The organism is Variovorax sp. AC103 (assembly GCF_979254005.1).
Genome location: NZ_CEEDFC010000026.1, coordinates 55290 through 69356 on the forward strand (window position 1 = coordinate 55290; position 14067 = coordinate 69356).

General features: G+C 68.3%; 16 protein-coding genes. 4 read left to right on the top strand and 12 right to left on the bottom strand.

Features of this window, described 5'->3' with window-relative positions; genetic code table 11:
• Positions 1 to 5 precede the first annotated feature (5 nt).
• Positions 6 to 2147 (bottom strand): glycogen debranching protein GlgX, encoded by a 2142-nt coding sequence (gene glgX / locus AC0IYU_RS29585; RefSeq protein WP_472124573.1) that lies wholly within the window; start codon positions 2145 to 2147, stop codon positions 6 to 8.
• Between the two features lie 213 nt (positions 2148 to 2360).
• Between glgX and AC0IYU_RS29590 the strand changes: the two genes are divergently transcribed.
• A complete protein-coding gene (locus AC0IYU_RS29590) occupies positions 2361 to 2612 on the top strand; it encodes a hypothetical protein (protein WP_472124576.1) in 252 nt (83 codons plus the stop codon).
• Positions 2613 to 2617: 5 nt separating this feature from the next.
• Here AC0IYU_RS29590 and AC0IYU_RS29595 read toward each other — a convergent pair whose 3' ends face one another.
• Entirely contained in the window at positions 2618 to 3952 is a 1335-nt protein-coding gene (locus tag AC0IYU_RS29595) for an MFS family transporter (RefSeq protein WP_472124579.1), read from the bottom strand.
• 350 nt (positions 3953 to 4302) lie between these two features.
• On the opposite strand from AC0IYU_RS29595, the gene AC0IYU_RS29600 reads away from it, so the two are divergent.
• On the top strand, positions 4303 to 4968 hold the full coding sequence (locus AC0IYU_RS29600; protein ID WP_472124581.1) for a hypothetical protein: 666 nt from the start codon (positions 4303 to 4305) through the stop codon (positions 4966 to 4968).
• 27 nt (positions 4969 to 4995) lie between these two features.
• On the opposite strand, the gene AC0IYU_RS29605 is transcribed toward AC0IYU_RS29600, so the two are convergent.
• Both AC0IYU_RS29605 and AC0IYU_RS29610 read right to left on the bottom strand, forming a co-directional pair.
• Positions 4996 to 5670 carry an NAD(P)-dependent oxidoreductase gene (locus AC0IYU_RS29605; protein ID WP_472124583.1) on the bottom strand — a complete coding sequence of 225 codons (675 nt, stop codon included), beginning with the start codon at positions 5668 to 5670 and terminating at the stop codon, positions 4996 to 4998.
• 44 nt (positions 5671 to 5714) lie between these two features.
• Positions 5715 to 6581, bottom strand: a complete 867-nt coding sequence (locus AC0IYU_RS29610) for an SDR family oxidoreductase (protein WP_472124586.1) — start codon at positions 6579 to 6581, stop codon at positions 5715 to 5717.
• 99 nt (positions 6582 to 6680) lie between these two features.
• On the opposite strand from AC0IYU_RS29610, the gene AC0IYU_RS29615 reads away from it, so the two are divergent.
• The gene (locus AC0IYU_RS29615; RefSeq protein ID WP_472124589.1) at positions 6681 to 7580 is read left to right on the top strand and encodes a LysR family transcriptional regulator; all 900 of its coding nucleotides are present in this window, start codon (positions 6681 to 6683) and stop codon (positions 7578 to 7580) included.
• Positions 7581 to 7617: 37 nt separating this feature from the next.
• Here the strand turns inward: AC0IYU_RS29615 and AC0IYU_RS29620 are convergent, their stop codons facing one another.
• The 4 genes from AC0IYU_RS29620 to AC0IYU_RS29635 form a co-directional block, all read right to left on the bottom strand.
• Entirely contained in the window at positions 7618 to 7989 is a 372-nt protein-coding gene (locus tag AC0IYU_RS29620) for a hypothetical protein (RefSeq protein ID WP_472124591.1), read from the bottom strand.
• Between the two features lie 34 nt (positions 7990 to 8023).
• The gene (locus AC0IYU_RS29625) at positions 8024 to 8638 is read right to left on the bottom strand and encodes a response regulator transcription factor (RefSeq protein WP_472124740.1); all 615 of its coding nucleotides are present in this window, start codon (positions 8636 to 8638) and stop codon (positions 8024 to 8026) included.
• 14 nt (positions 8639 to 8652) lie between these two features.
• Positions 8653 to 10824, bottom strand: a complete 2172-nt coding sequence (locus AC0IYU_RS29630) for a sensor histidine kinase (RefSeq protein ID WP_472124594.1) — start codon at positions 10822 to 10824, stop codon at positions 8653 to 8655.
• 84 nt (positions 10825 to 10908) lie between these two features.
• Entirely contained in the window at positions 10909 to 11520 is a 612-nt protein-coding gene (locus AC0IYU_RS29635) for a class I SAM-dependent methyltransferase (RefSeq protein WP_472124597.1), read from the bottom strand.
• A 228-nt stretch (positions 11521 to 11748) separates the two neighbouring features.
• Here AC0IYU_RS29635 and AC0IYU_RS29640 point away from each other — a divergent pair, with 228 nt between their 5' ends.
• Positions 11749 to 12129 carry a nuclear transport factor 2 family protein gene (locus tag AC0IYU_RS29640; RefSeq protein WP_472124600.1) on the top strand — a complete coding sequence of 127 codons (381 nt, stop codon included), beginning with the start codon at positions 11749 to 11751 and terminating at the stop codon, positions 12127 to 12129.
• 25 nt (positions 12130 to 12154) lie between these two features.
• Here AC0IYU_RS29640 and AC0IYU_RS29645 read toward each other — a convergent pair whose 3' ends face one another.
• The 4 genes from AC0IYU_RS29645 to AC0IYU_RS29660 all read right to left on the bottom strand — a co-directional run bounded on the left by AC0IYU_RS29645 (position 12155) and on the right by AC0IYU_RS29660 (position 14067).
• On the bottom strand, positions 12155 to 12796 hold the full coding sequence (locus tag AC0IYU_RS29645) for a glutathione S-transferase family protein (protein ID WP_472124603.1): 642 nt from the start codon (positions 12794 to 12796) through the stop codon (positions 12155 to 12157).
• 22 nt (positions 12797 to 12818) lie between these two features.
• Positions 12819 to 13016, bottom strand: coding sequence for a hypothetical protein (locus AC0IYU_RS29650; protein ID WP_472124606.1), 198 nt, complete (start codon positions 13014 to 13016; stop codon positions 12819 to 12821).
• A gap of 152 nt (positions 13017 to 13168) precedes the next feature.
• Entirely contained in the window at positions 13169 to 13573 is a 405-nt protein-coding gene (locus AC0IYU_RS29655) for a hypothetical protein (RefSeq protein ID WP_472124609.1), read from the bottom strand.
• Between the two features lie 194 nt (positions 13574 to 13767).
• Positions 13768 to 14067 (bottom strand): hypothetical protein, encoded by a 300-nt coding sequence (locus tag AC0IYU_RS29660; RefSeq protein ID WP_472124612.1) that lies wholly within the window; start codon positions 14065 to 14067, stop codon positions 13768 to 13770.

Consider the following 14067-nt stretch of genomic DNA (forward strand, 5'->3'; position numbering starts at 1 on the left):
GGTGCCTACCGGCTGGTGAATACCAGCACCGAGCGCCCGGTCGCGAGGTACTCCTCCTTCGTCGTGGCATCGTCCACGCCCAGCGCCGGGTCGGCCGTGTCGATCTTCAGCGTCCACGCGCCCGCAGGCGGGGCGGGCAGCACGAAGGGCACGGCGTCCTGCCAGCCGTTGAACACCAGCAGCACGCTGGCGTCGTGCGCCTTGACCGGAATGGCCGAAGCGGGCGCGCGGCCGTCCAGCAGCAGCGCGAACGAGCGGGTCTGCAGGTCTTCCCAGTGGGGCGCCTGCATTTCCTCGCCCGCCGGCGTGAACCAGGTCGAGTCCTTCACGCCGATGTCCTCGAAGAAGGCGCCGGCCAGGAAGCGGTTGCGCCGCAGCACCGGCAGCTCCTTGCGCAACGCGAGCAGCCGCGCCGAGAACGCGGCCAGCGCGCGCCCGGCTTCGCCCTCGGCCGTGGTCCAGTCGACCCACGAGATCTCGCTGTCCTGGCAGTAGGCGTTGTTGTTGCCCTGCTGCGTGCGGCCGAACTCGTCGCCCGCCAGCAGCATCGGCGTGCCCTGCGACAGCATCAGCGTGGCGAGCTGGTTGCGTTGCTGGCGCGCGCGCAGCGCGAGCACTTCCTCGTCGTCGGTCGGGCCTTCGACACCGCAGTTCCACGAGCGGTTGTCCGAATGGCCGTCGCGGTTGTCCTCACCGTTGGCCTCGTTGTGCTTCTCGTTGTAGCTCACCGTGTCGGCCAGCGTGAAGCCGTCGTGCGCGCTGATGAAGTTGACGCTGGCCCAAGGGCGGCGTCCGCGCTGGTTGAAGCGCTCGCCGCTCGCGGTCAGGCATTGCGCCAGCTTGCCGGCCATGCCTTCGTCGCCCTTCCAGTAGGCGCGCACCGTGTCGCGGAACTGGTCGTTCCACTCGGCCCAGCCCGGCGGAAAGCCGCCCACCTGGTAGCCGCCGGGGCCGATGTCCCACGGCTCGGCGATCAGCTTCACGCTGGAAAGCACCGGGTCCTGCCGGCAGCTCTTGAGGAAGCCGCCGCCTTCGTCGAAACCGTGCGGCTCGCGCGCCAGGATGGTCGCCAGGTCGAAGCGGAAGCCGTCCACGCGCATCTCCGTCACCCAGTAGCGCAGGCTGTCCATCACCATCTGCAGCACGCGAGGATGGCTCAGGTTCACCGTGTTGCCGGTGCCCGTGTCGTTGATGTAGTAGCGCGGACCCGGCCCGTCGCCACCGGGCATCAGGCGGTAGTAGCTGGCGTTGTCGATGCCCTTGAAGGAGATCGTCGGGCCGAGCTCGTTGCCCTCGGGCGTGTGGTTGTAGACCACGTCCAGGATCACCTCGAGCCCGTGCGCATGGAAGCGGTCGACCATGTGCTTGAACTCGTCGATGTGCGGCCCGTCCATGTAGCGCGGGTCGAGCGCGAAGAAGCCGATGGTGTCGTAGCCCCAGAAGTTGGTGAGGCCCTGCTCCAGCAGCGACGACTGGTTGAGGAACATCTGCACCGGCAGCAACTCCACGCTGGTCACGCCCAGCGCACGGATGGGCGCCAGCACCTCGTCGCGCGCCATGCCGGCGAAGGTGCCGCGGAACTGCTCGGGCACCTTCGGGTGCTTCATGGTGAAGCCGCGCACGTGGGTTTCGTAGAACACGGTTTCCTTCCATGGCACGCGCAGGGCGTCGGTCTGCGTCCACTCGAAGCGCGAATCGACCACCACGCACTTGGGCACGAAGGGCGCGCTGTCGCGCTCGTCAAAGCTCAGGTCGCCGTCTTCGTGGCCCACGGTGTAGCCGAACACCTCGGGGCCCCACTTCAGCTCGCCCATGTGCGCCTTGGCGTAGGGGTCGAGCAGCAGCTTGTGGTGGTTGAAGCGGTGGCCCTTCTCGGGCTCGTAGGGGCCGTGCACGCGCAGGCCGTAGCGCGCACCGGGCTGCAGGCCGGGCACGAAGCCGTGCCATATCTCGTCGGTGTACTCGGGCAGCGTGACGCAGCCGATCTGCGTGGTGCCGGCCTCGTCGAAGATGCAGACCTGGACCCGCGTGGCATGCGCCGAGAACACGGCGAAATTGACGCCGTCGCCCGTGAAGGTCGATCCGAGCGGGTGGGAGGTGCCTTCCAGCACTGTCAGGGGCTGCGGAACGGAAGATGTGTCTGCCATGGGTGTGGGGAGGGCGTGGGTGGTTTGCGGAAAAGGGCCTGCAAAGTTTCCACGCCGGCGCGGCCGCGCGCGGTAGTAATTGGCGCGGCCGCGCGTAGGCGGCGCGCCCATTCCGCGCCCGTGTGCATTGCTCGCAACCGTTTTGAAAGCGCGCCCGGTTACCCTGTGAAAGCGCCGGCGCGATGCCGGCTTTCTTGGACCAGGGAGTACAGCTTGTTCACGACAGTGATCTTGTGGGTGATCGCCATCGGTTGGCTGGTGGCCAACGGCATGTGGGCCCAGAAGCCCTCCCGCGCGTACGCGCGGCGGCGTACGGCGTGGGCCTGGGCGTTCGCCGGCGCATGTGCAGGCGCGTTGGCGGGGTGGGCGGTGGGCCGGCTTCCCGTCGCGGGCGCCGTCCTGGGTGGCGCGCTGGCGGGCCTGGTCGCCGGCCGGCTCACGAAAGGGCGCGCCGACGCGCCCTGAAACGCCTACTTGTCGTGGTGCAGGTAGCTCGCCTGCTTCGGCAGCAGCAGGCTCACCAGGAAGGCCACGGCCATCATGCCCGTCACGTACCAGTAGAAGTACGACTCGTGGCCGATCGACTTCAACCCCAGCGCCACGTATTCCGCGCTGCCGCCAAAGATGGCGTTGCCCACCGCATACGACAGGCCCACGCCCAGTGCGCGCACTTCGGGCGGGAACATCTCGGCCTTCACGATGCCGCTGATCGACGTGTAGAAGCTCACCACCGCCAGCGCCACCGTGATCAGCAAGCCTGCCATCAGCGGGCTGCCGACGTTTTGCAGGTTGCTGAGCACCGGCACCGTCATCAGCGCGCCCAGGGCGCCGAACAGCAGCATGTTGGTGCGGCGTCCGATGCGGTCGGACAGCGCGCCGAACAGCGGCTGCATGCACATGTAGATGAACAGGCACGCGGTCATGACGTTGCTGGCCGTCTTGATCGACATGCCGGCCGAGTTCACCAGGTACTTCTGCATGTAGGTGGTGAAGGTGTAGAAGATCAGCGAGCCGCCGGCGGTGTAGCCCAGCACCACCAGGAAGGCGCGCTTGTGATGCGTGAACAGTTCGCGCATGGTGCCCGCGCCCTTGGCGGCGCGGGTCTTGTTGCTGGCGGTCTCGGTGAGCGTGCGGCGCAGCATCAGCGCGACCACGGCCGCCAGGGCGCCCAGCACGAAGGGAATGCGCCAGCCCCAGCGCTTGAGCTCGGACTCGTCCAGCACCTGCTGCAGCACCACCACGACCACCACGGCCAGCAACTGGCCGCCGATGAGCGTGACGTACTGGAACGACGAGAAGAAGCCGCGCTGCCCGCGCATGGCGACCTCGCTCATGTAGGTGGCGGTGGTGCCGTACTCGCCGCCGACCGACAGGCCCTGCAGCAAGCGCGCGGCCAGCAGCAGCGCGGGCGCGGTGGCGCCGATCTGCGCGTAGGTGGGCAGGCAGGCAATGATCAGCGAGCCCACGCACATCATGGTGACCGAGACCACCATCGAGGTCTTGCGGCCCTTGCGGTCGGCCAGCCGGCCGAACAGCCAGCCGCCCACCGGGCGCATCAGGAAGCCGGCGGCGAACACGCCGGCCGTGTTCAGCAGCTGCACGGTCGGGTCGGACTTGGGGAAGAACGCCGGCGCGAAGTAGATGGCGCAGAAGGCGTAGACGTAGAAATCGAACCATTCGACCAGGTTGCCCGACGATGCGGCAAAGATGGCGAAGATGCGCTTGCGTTTTTCTTCGAAGGTATAGGGCGCGTTGGCGTCGGAAGTGTCCGCGCTGGCGCCGCCGGTGTTGGCGATGGTGGTCATGGGAGGAGTCCTTGTCGTCTCTGGCGGGGGTCTGCCACGGACCTTCCGGGGTCGCGTGGAGCCGTGCCGGCGAGTCTGTCGGGCAGAGGCCGCGCTGTCGTCCGTAGCTGCCCGCCGTGCGGCTACGTATCGGTACGCAAGGGTAAATACCTAGAAAGGCTTACCCGAGGTGCGCTTGGCGCAGGGCCGCGCTCCAATGAGAGGGCGGGGTGATTGCGTGAGTGCACAAAAAATTCAGCGGCTAAATTCCGGTGCGGCTCCGCAAGCTGCGGGCCCCTGTCTGAAACGGCAAGCATCTGCTTTGAGCCCAAGGGCCGTCATCACCTCACGCCAACCCGCGCAACACCAGCATGCAAAACAAACTCAGCAAACTCGCGGCAGAGTCCGCCGACAAAGGCCGTTGGGCGCTGGCCGCCGCGGCCACACGCGCCTCGACCAGCGACACGGTCGATGACCACATCAACGTGCTCGGCGCAATGCACGAAGTCGGGCTGCTGAAGAACAGCCTCGCACCATTCGCCAAGGTCTGGCGCGCCGACACAGCGGCTTTTGCCGCCGCCTGCGTGGCGCGACTCGACAAGGGAGATGCGGACTACTGGGCACTTGCGGCACTGCTCGGCCTGAACGTTGCCGACGTCGCGCCGGTGTTGATCGGGGCGGGCTTCGAGCTGCTGGCCGTCACGCGTGTTCCGGCATTCAAGGACCCCGAGCTGCACGTCGCAACGCTCGCCCGCCGTCAGGCGGTCAGCCCCGAAGTGCTGACATCGCCCATCGACCTGGGCTGGAACGCCAAGACGGGTGAACTGCTGGACGTGAGCCGCTGGCGAGCCATCGTTCTGGAGGAATGCACAGGCGTGGCGCCGCAACTGAGCGGCAGCGGCTTCGGCAGTTACTACATGCGGGCCAAGCTGCCGTTCGGTTGCTGGCGGTTGCTTCACGACAAGTTCTCGCTCGACGCAGATGCGGCGGTGCCGCCCGATGCAACGCTCTGGAAGAAGAGCAAAGGCGGGCTGTAGCGTCGGCCACCAGCAGCCCCTCACCCTTCACCAGGAAATCAGCGGCGACCGGCGCAGCCAGGCGTCGCCGTTCACCTGGTCCAGAACGAAGCTTGCCGCGTCCGCCCTCGCGATGGTCCCGCCGTGGAAGCCGGAGAGGTCCGTGAGGGCGCGAACCGCGGGCCCCGAGGCCTTGTCGTTGAGCACCGAAGGCCGCACCAGCACCCAGTCGAGCCCGCTGTTCCTGACGAGCGCTTCCTGCCGGTTCTTGTCGGCGTAGACCTTGCGCAGCAGGGCCGGAAAAATCAGCCGGTCGAAGAAGAAGCCGCCGTGCCCGGCGCTGTCGCCAGCCCCCATGCCGGTGATGCAAACCAGCCGCTGCACGCCTTCCGCCCGCATCGCACCGACGAGTGCACGCGTTGCAGTGGACAGCGCGGTCACCTCCCGGAAAGGGCTGGCCGGCGTGCCCAACGCGCTGATCACGGCGTCCATGCCCCCGAGGGCCTTGCGCAACGCACGTTCGTCACTGGCGTCGCCGACGGTGATCGTCGCACCCTCCAGGCCGCTCGCCTTTTCGGGCGAGCGCACCAGTGCGTGCACGTCGTGCCCGCGTGCAAGCGCCTGCTCGACGATGAGCCGGCCCGTGCCGCCAGTGGCGCCGAGAACCAGGACTTTCTTGCGGGTCGGCACGGCGAACGTGGCAGTGGTGTCTGAATTGATCATGAGGGGCTCCTTTTCGTTGACGTTGACGTTGCCGGGCCCGTCGCTCAGGCCGAGGCGCCAGCCTCGAAGGCGAAGTCGCGGTACGAGCGCAATGGGCGTCCCAGCAGCGTCGCCAGGCGCTGCACGTCGCCGGCCTCCGGGGTCATTCCGTCCGACAGGAAGCGTTCGCTCATGAGGCGCATGTCGTAGGCCATCCAGCCTGGCATGAAGTTCAGGAGGTTCTTCTCGAAGCCGACGGTGTCGTCGCCGCCGTAGGCAATCGGGCGACCCGCCACGGCCGACCAGATGCCGGCGACGTCGGCGCCCGTCAGCGTGTCGGGACCGACCAGGTTGATGCGCTTGAGCGGCAGCGTCTGCGATGCGTCGCGCGCCAGCAGTTCGATGGCGGCGATCTCCGCGAGGTCGCGCGTGTCGATCATCGCGAGCCCCTTGGCGCCGATGGGCATCGGATAGACGCCGTGGCCGAGCACCGCATCCTTGATCGTGAGGTCGTTCTGCATGAAGTAGGCCGGCCGCAGGATGGTGGCGCCGAAGCCCATCTGCTCGAGCATGCGCTCCACCCCGAACTTGCCCGCGAAGTGGGGAACGTTCACATACCTGTCGCTGTGGATCACCGACAGGTAGACGACGCGCTCGACCCCTGCGTCGCGCGCCACGTTGAGCGTGACCAGGGCCTGGGTGAACTCGTCCGGCACGACGCCGTTGAGCAGGAACAGGGTGGAGACCCCGGCCATGGCGCGGCGCAACGCCGCCACGTCGAGCAGGTCGCCCTGCACGACCTCGACGCTTTCGGGGAAGGTGGCCTTGGACGGATCGCGCACCAGTGCGCGCACGGCGGCGCCGCGGTCGACGAGTTGCTGGACGACCTGGCGGCCGATGTTGCCGCTGGCGCCCGTGATGAGGATGGTCATGGAATTGCTCCGGTTCGTTGAAGGAGCCTCGATCTTCAAAGTTCCAGGGCCGGGCCGATAGACCCTATATTTGGACACCTCGTCTCACTGGTGGAACACATGGACTTCCTCGCCCTCACCGACTTCAACCTCGTGGCGCGTCACGGCGGCTTTGGGCGCGCTGCCCGGGAATCCGGGCGGCCGAAGGCGACGCTGTCGCGCCGGGTGGCCGACCTGGAACGCGGGCTCGACCTGCGCCTGTTCGAGCGGGGCGCGCGCACCCTGAAGCTCACCGAGGAGGGGCGCGCCCTCTACGAGCGGACCTCGGTGCTGCTGACCGAAATCGACGAGACCGCGGCGGCGATCGCATCTGGCGGCGGTGCCCCGCGCGGCAGCCTGAGGGTGAGTGCGCCCCTGCTCTTCTCGCAAGCCGCGATGGGCAAGCTCGCCGCCCGATTCGCCCTGCAGTACGGCGACGTCCGGCTCGAGGTCACCACCGAGGACCGGCCGGTCGACATGGTGGAAGAGGGTTATGACGTGGTGATCCGCGTGAACCCCGACCCCGATGCGCGGCTGGTCGGGCGGATCTTCCTGAGGGACCGGCTCGTGGTGGTGGCGAGCCCCGGACTCGGGTGGCCGACGGGCACCGAGCCTGCCCCGGCCGTGGTGCGTGGCGGCAGCGGGGCGGGGGAACAGCGCTCGACATGGGAGATGACCGGTCCGTCCGGCACGAAACGCATCGAGGTGGAACCCGTGCTGCGCCTGTCCTCGTTGTTCATGGTGCGCGACGCCGTCAGGGCAGGCGTCGGGGCGGCGCGACTGCCGTTGTCGCTGGTCACTCACGACCTGGCCGCAGGGCGTCTGGTGCACTGGGGCGATGTCGACGGACCTGAGATTGCGCTGTGGGCGCTGTATCCGTCGCGCAGGCTGCTGAGCACCCGCGTTTCAGTGTTCCTGGACTTCCTGAAAGAGGCCTTTCCCACCGGATCGCCCGACGAGCTGGCAGCGTTCGTCGATTGAAAGCCATGCGGCGATGGCCCGCAGGGCCTGCCCCCGCCTACAGGCCGGCACACACATGGCTCACGACCGGAGATGCGCCAGCAGCGCCTGCTTGCGGCTCGGGTTGCAGGTCGACGCGGAAGATGCAGGAATACGGTGGCCACAGATTGGCGCGTTGACTCGAGCACTGCAGCGCCGTGGTCCCGCCCGACGCGGCGCCTGGGGCGGGGCTGCAGGTGTAGCCCTGCGAAGCCAATGTCCGGGCCAGCTTGTCGGCCGGCTCTCCCTTCGCTGCCGCCAGGACGGCATCGAGCCTTTGACCCTCCCGCACCTCGACAGAGGCACACCCGCTGGTCATCGACAGCATCGCGAGACAGGTCAGCGCGGATCCAATGAGCGAGCGGGTTGCTGGGGTGTTTTCCGTGGGCATGGGTTCAGGTGTGCGAATGGAAGGGGTCGAGCGCTCAAAGGCCATGCTCCCGCAGGAACCGGTCCAGCTGATGGCTGTTCGACAGCCCCAGCTTGCCGAACACATGCGCCCGATGGGTTTCCACCGTGCGCTGCTCCAGCGGCGCGAGCTCCAGGGCGATCTGCTTGTTGGGCTTGCCCTCGGCCACCAGCCGCGCCACCTGCATCTCGCGCGGGGTGAGCTTGCTCCACAGGGCCTGCGCGGCCTGTCGGGCCTGGCGGCGCACCGCAATGTCTCCGGCCTGCTGCAGGGCCCGGGCAATGCTGTCGAGCAGGCGCTCGTCGTTGCAGGGCTTCTCCAGCCAGCCGAAGGCGCCGTTCTGCACGGCCTCCACGGCCATGGGGATGTCGCCGTGCCCCGAAAGAAAGATGACGACCAGCGGGCTGTCCTGCGCGCGCAGCGCGTCGAACACCTGCAGGCCGCTCACGCCTTCCATGCGCAGGTCGAGCACGACGCAGCCGGCGCGCTGCAGGTCGGCGCCCGCCAGAAAGGCCTCGCCCGACGCAAAGGTCTGCACCGCGTAGCCGCGCGACAGCAGCAGCAGGCCGAGCGAGCGGCGCACGGCCTCGTCGTCGTCCACCACGCAGAGGTTGTTGGCCAGGGGAGCGATGGCATGGGCTGCGGTCATGGCGGTGAGATCTCCAGCGCAAGGGTGAATACGGTACCGCCGCCGGGCCGGTCGGCAAAGGACAGCCGGCCCCGGTGGGCCTCCACGATGGTGCGGCAGATGTTCAGGCCCAGCCCCAGCCCGCCGGCCTTGGTGGTGAAGAAGGGCGCGAACACCTGCTCGGCCAGCGCGGCGTCGATGCCGGGCCCATGGTCGGCCACGCGGATGTGCACGCGGCCGTCGAGCAGCTCGGCGTCGATTTCCACCACACGCTGCTCGGGTGGCGTGGCCTGCATGGCCTGCAGGCTGTTGGAGACCAGGTTGAGCAGCACCTGCTCCAGCAGCACGCGGTCGCCGCGCACCGGGGGCAGGCTCGGGGGCATGTGCACCTCGGCACGCGCCTGGCGCTGGCGCATTTCGCCCTGCAGCAGCGCCAGCGCGTTGGCCACCAGCGCGCTCACCGCGCAGTCTTCGGTGCCCACCGTGCGCTGGCGCACGAAGCCGCGAATGCGCCGCACGATCTCGGCGCTGCGCTGGGCCTGCGCCATGGTCTCGTCCAGGCTGCTCACCAGCAGTTGCTGGTTGCCCTGCTCCGCGAAAGCCTTGGCCGCGCTCGCGAAATTGCTCAGCGCCATCAGCGGCTGGTTCAGTTCGTGGGCCAGGGTGGAAGCCATCTCGCCCAGGCTGGCCAGGCGCTGCGCGTGCTGCAGCTGTTCGTCGTTCTGGCGCTGGCGCAACTCGGCGCGCTTCTGCTCGGTGATGTCGACCACCGAGCTCATCCAGCCGCTGTGCGCGCCGCCGGCGTCGATCAGCGGCGCGGTGTAGACCATGGTGATCACCTCGTGCCCGTCGCGGTGCCGCAGGCGCGACTCGAAGCCCGAGCGCGCGGGCTGGCCGCTCATCATGGCGTCGTAGTGCTGCCAGTGCTGCGTGACGTCGTTCGGATGCCAGTAGGGGTAGGGCGGCAGCTTGCCGAGCAGCTCGTCGGCGCCGTAGCCGGTCATGTCGCAGAAGGCCGGGTTGACGTAGGTGATGCGGCCTTCGCGGTCGCGCGCGCGCATGCCGACCAGCAGCGAGTCTTCCATCGCCTTGCGGAAGGCGTGCGCCTCGTCCAGCGCGTGGGTGCGCTCGCGCACGCGCAGCTCCAGGTCGCGCCGCGCATCGCGCTGCTCGGCGAAACGGCGCTCGCGCAACTGCCAGTACAGCCCGCCCAGCAGCAGCACGCCGGCGCACAGCAGGCCGAGCATCCAGGCGCGCTCGCGGGCACGGGTGACCTCGGCGTGGTCGGCCATCACCGTGAGCGTCCAGCCCAGGTCGGGAAGGGGCTCGTCGACGGCCAGGAAGCGGCGCGGCTTGCCGGCGATGTCGGTGCGCACCAGGTAGCCGGGCTGGTCGTCGCTGCGCTCCACTTTCCACGGCAGCGGCGCAAAGCTGGTGCGCCCGCCGTATTGCTGGTCGCGCCGCATGCGGTCGAGTTCGCCCGGCGCAATGTCGCGCGTGGTCTGGTACAGCCACGAGGGCACCGAGCTCAGGAACACCACGCCGCGCGCGTCGGTCAGCAGGATCGGGTCGCGCACGAAGGCCCAGGCCTCCTGCAGCTGGCGCAGGCTGACCTTGACGGTGACCACCCCCAGCACCTCGCTGCCGCCCGCGCGCACCGGCGCCGAGATGAACAGCCCCGGCTCGCCCGTGGTCTGGCCCACGCCGTAGAACATGCCGCCGCGCCCCGCGCGCGCGTCGATGAAGTAGGGCCGGTTGGCATACGACTCGCCCACGAAGCTCTGCGGCGTGGCCCAGTTGCTGGCCGCGAGCGTCGTGCCGTTCAGGTCGCTGAGGTACAGCGCGTCGGAGCCCGCCTGGCGGTTCACCTCCTCGATGTAGAGGTTGGCGCGCTGCTGCACGGCGGCGTCCCGCGGGTAGGCCAGTGCGGCCAGCACTTCGGGGTGCAGGCCGGTGGTGAACGGCAGGTAGTTGTACTTGCCGGCCGAGTCGCGCAGGCCCAGCACATGGACTTCCATGGCGCGGCGGATCGAGTCGGCCTGGAAGCTGGCTTCGCGCATGCCGGCCCATTGGGCGGCCAGGCCGATCAGCAGCAGGGCCAGCGCGAGGGCTGCGGCCCAGCTTGCCAGCGCGCGGCGGCGCATGCGCGGGCGCGGAACGATTAGCGGTTCTGGCGAAGTGGGCGGCATGGGGAAGGGAGGCCGACCGGCGCGGCGAGCAGGGATTTTGCCCTGCGGCCGGCGCCGCGCCGCGTGACCGCCGCCCATGGGCTGTCAGGCATACGCCACCCAGCCGCGGAAGGCCAGGCCTGCGTAGAACAGTTGAGCCTGGCCGAAGCCGGCCTCCGCGAGCAGCGCCTCTTCATCGTCGGGGCCGATCACCGGCAGTCTTTCGCCGATCGCGGTCGCCGCGTTGCGAGCAGCTTGCGCATCGACACCGGACGACATGGCGAACGCCGCGTAACGCGAAAGCCACAGCGCGCGTTCCGCCGGCGCCTGCGGGAAGCTCATGTGGGCCATGACGAAAGGCGCCCCCGGTTTCAGGCGCCGGCGGATCTGCGTCAATGTGCGCCTGCGCTCGTCGACCGCAATGAAGTGCATCGTCAGCAGGCAGGTCGCCGCATCGAACGGGCCGGCGGGCGCGGTGTCTACGTAGCCGTGGTGAAGCTGGGCGCGTTCCATCAGCGGTCCGAGCGCTTCTTGCGCCAGGTCGAGCATCGACTTCGCCGGATCGACACCGACGAAGCGCCATTGCGGGTAGGCCTGCGCGAAAGCCTTCAGCTCTACACCGCCGCCCGCGCCGACGACCAGCACATCGGCGTGCGCCGGTGCGCGCTCGGCCAATAGGAGGGTCGCCATCTTCTGCAGGTCGGACCAGCCCGGCACCAGTCGGCGGGTCTTGTCGGGTTAGCTGGACACCGCTTGCGAATCATTGAAGTGGCTTTGCGTGTCGATGGCTGGTGCGGTCATGCGGGCAGTTTAGGGCGGCTTCGCACAGCGGCGGCATCGGCACCGGGGCCTTTGCGCACGCGATGTACGGGGCTACAGTCGCCACAGCAAGCCTGTCACCGGGCATTTGTGCCGCAAGGCAGCCGACGCGCATGGAGGTCGATCATGGAAGAGCAGAACATCCGGATGGCTGTCGAGCGGCATTGGCTGGCTTCCGCCGCGGGCGACCAGGTGGCCGAGCATGAGATCTATCACGACGATGCGGTGTGCATGTATCCGCAGTCGGGCGAGGTCATCCACGGTCGCCACAACCTGCAGGCGCTTCGCAGCCATCACCCCGGCAAGCCCTCGGGCTTCACGGTTCGCCGGATCGCGGGGGAGGGCAGCTTGTGGATCACGGAGTACACGATCGACTACGGCGGCAAGCGCGCGTACACCGTGAGCATCATGGAGTTCCGAGGCATCAAGGTGGCGCGCGAGACGCAATACTTCGCAGACCCCTTCGATGCCCCCGCCTGGCGCGCGCAGTGGGTCGAGAGAGCGTGATCTGCTGCCTCCCGCGCCCGCCGCGTCAGTCCAGCATCGGCACCAGGTCCGGGTCCCCCTTGGCCATCGCACGGCGGTACGCCGGCCGCTCGCCGATGCGCTGCAGGTAGGCGCGGATGTTCGGATAAGGCGACAGGTCGATCGGCTGGAACAGCCGCATCGTGGTGAACGAGAACACGCTCATGATGTCGGCCGCGGTGAACTCGCTGCCCGCGAGCCAGGTGGCTTCGCCCAGCCGTGCCTCCACGAGCGCCAGCACCCGGTCGAGCCTGCCCTGCACCGACACCAGCACCGGATGGTCCGTGGCAAGCTTCGCCCGGCTCATCATCATGAGGCGACCGATGGCCGGTTGCAGGTTGCCGTTGGAAAAATGGAACCAGTAGAGAAAGGCGGCGTAGTCCGGATGTTCCGGCCCGGGCTTGAGGCGGCCGCCTCCATGCTTGACGATGATGTACTCGACGATGGCGGCCGACTCGGCCAGCAGCACGTCGCCGTCTTCGATCACCGGCGCCGCGCCCAGCGGATGCAGCGCCTTGAACTCGGGCGGCGAGAGCACGGTCACTGGATCGCGTGTGTAGTGCCGAAGCTCGTACGGAATGTCCAACTCTTCGCAGAGCCAGACGACGCGTTCGGATTGGGAGTGGCCGAGGTGGTGGATTTTGAGCATGGGGTGCGGGTGAAATGCCTTGCTAGAGCTCAGGATTGTCTTCGGAGCCCTCGCCAGCATCCACGGGGGCGCGTGCTGTGGCGGTGTCCGCGACGGGCGGTGTGATGTTCCGCGATTTTTCGTCCTGTTCACGCAGCCATTCTTCGGGCGTGGGCTGCTGCGTGCCCTCCTGCTTCGACAAGCCTTGAATGAGTTCGATGAGGTGGCGCCGGTCTTTCATGCAACCGGTTGTAGGGGAACGCCGGCGCACTGCCTGTAGGCGAGGGCCACGTCCTGTCGGGTCACATGGCCCGTGGCGGCGACGAATCCAAGGGCCTGGAGCGAACTGCTGCTCCTCCGATGTCGGGCTGCTCGGCCGCCAGGGCGCGTGGCCTATCGGCGGCCGGTGCGCACTTCCTTGGCGCGTTGTTGCTGCACCGTCTTCAGAAAAGCCAGTCTTTCGCTGCAATCGGCACTCGTGGCGACGAGCTGCAAGGGGTTGCGCCGCCGCGCCTCTATTTGCTTTTCTGCCGCCCCGGCGTCCTGGAGACCCTCTACGAGCCCGCCGGCGACAGCCGCCTTCGACTGCTTGAAGAACTGCTTTTCGAAGGCCGGGGTGCCGCATCGGGCCGCAATCACGCGGTAGTCGGCCTCGCGCTGCAGTGCCGCGTCGATGCCATCGCGGCCCGGATCGGCACGGCATGGCTGCGAAGTCAAACCAGCGGCCAACAGCAAGGCCGGGAGCGCGCCTCTCGAAATGAGCAGCAACAGTCCGGCGTGGACTTGCGGGTTGGGCACGAAACTCTCCTGGATTCGCCATGCTCATGGCGCACGACCTCTTGAGTCAGGCTCTGACTCTGCGCCTCGGACATGCGGCGCGCCATCGGTATTCGCCGCAGTTGTATGCCGGAACGCGGGGCCCTGCCGTAGGCGAGCCGCCCGATGCGCGGGAGAAAGCGCCGCGTGCTGGTGGGCGCCAGGCAGCAGCCCGGTCAGCGAGCCGCTTGCCGCTGGTCCAGCACGTGCCGCAACGCGGCCTCCAGCGTGGGCCAGTTCGAAAAAAGATAGATCTTTTCTTGCGGATCGAAGCGGGCGCCGAATTCGACCAGCGTTGCCGAGAAGCTGGCGGCACTGCCCAGGAGTGCGGGGTGCGCGGCACCGGAGGGCGGCGCGTAGACGCCGACGGTGCAGCCAAGGCTCGCCGCCATGGACTGCACTCGCTCGGAATTGCTGGGAGGAGGGGAAAGCATGCCTGCATTTTCACGGCGCGCGCCGACGTGCGCGCCGCTCAT

What these genes read in the sequence shown, in the direction of transcription:
- AC0IYU_RS29640 (WP_472124600.1), top strand. Translation starts at nt 11,749, where the DNA reads ATGGAAGAGCAGAACATCCGGATGGCTGTCGAGCGGCATTGGCTGGCT.
- AC0IYU_RS29630 (WP_472124594.1), bottom strand. Translation starts at nt 10,824, where the DNA reads ATGCCGCCCACTTCGCCAGAACCGCTAATCGTTCCGCGCCCGCGCATG.
- AC0IYU_RS29620 (WP_472124591.1), bottom strand. Translation starts at nt 7,989, where the DNA reads ATGCCCACGGAAAACACCCCAGCAACCCGCTCGCTCATTGGATCCGCG.
- AC0IYU_RS29645 (WP_472124603.1), bottom strand. Translation starts at nt 12,796, where the DNA reads ATGCTCAAAATCCACCACCTCGGCCACTCCCAATCCGAACGCGTCGTC.
- AC0IYU_RS29615 (WP_472124589.1), top strand. Translation starts at nt 6,681, where the DNA reads ATGGACTTCCTCGCCCTCACCGACTTCAACCTCGTGGCGCGTCACGGC.
- AC0IYU_RS29660 (WP_472124612.1), bottom strand. Translation starts at nt 14,067, where the DNA reads ATGAGCGGCGCGCACGTCGGCGCGCGCCGTGAAAATGCAGGCATGCTT.
- AC0IYU_RS29600 (WP_472124581.1), top strand. Translation starts at nt 4,303, where the DNA reads ATGCAAAACAAACTCAGCAAACTCGCGGCAGAGTCCGCCGACAAAGGC.
- AC0IYU_RS29610 (WP_472124586.1), bottom strand. Translation starts at nt 6,581, where the DNA reads ATGACCATCCTCATCACGGGCGCCAGCGGCAACATCGGCCGCCAGGTC.
- AC0IYU_RS29605 (WP_472124583.1), bottom strand. Translation starts at nt 5,670, where the DNA reads ATGATCAATTCAGACACCACTGCCACGTTCGCCGTGCCGACCCGCAAG.
- AC0IYU_RS29595 (WP_472124579.1), bottom strand. Translation starts at nt 3,952, where the DNA reads ATGACCACCATCGCCAACACCGGCGGCGCCAGCGCGGACACTTCCGAC.
- AC0IYU_RS29650 (WP_472124606.1), bottom strand. Translation starts at nt 13,016, where the DNA reads ATGAAAGACCGGCGCCACCTCATCGAACTCATTCAAGGCTTGTCGAAG.
- glgX (WP_472124573.1), bottom strand. Translation starts at nt 2,147, where the DNA reads ATGGCAGACACATCTTCCGTTCCGCAGCCCCTGACAGTGCTGGAAGGC.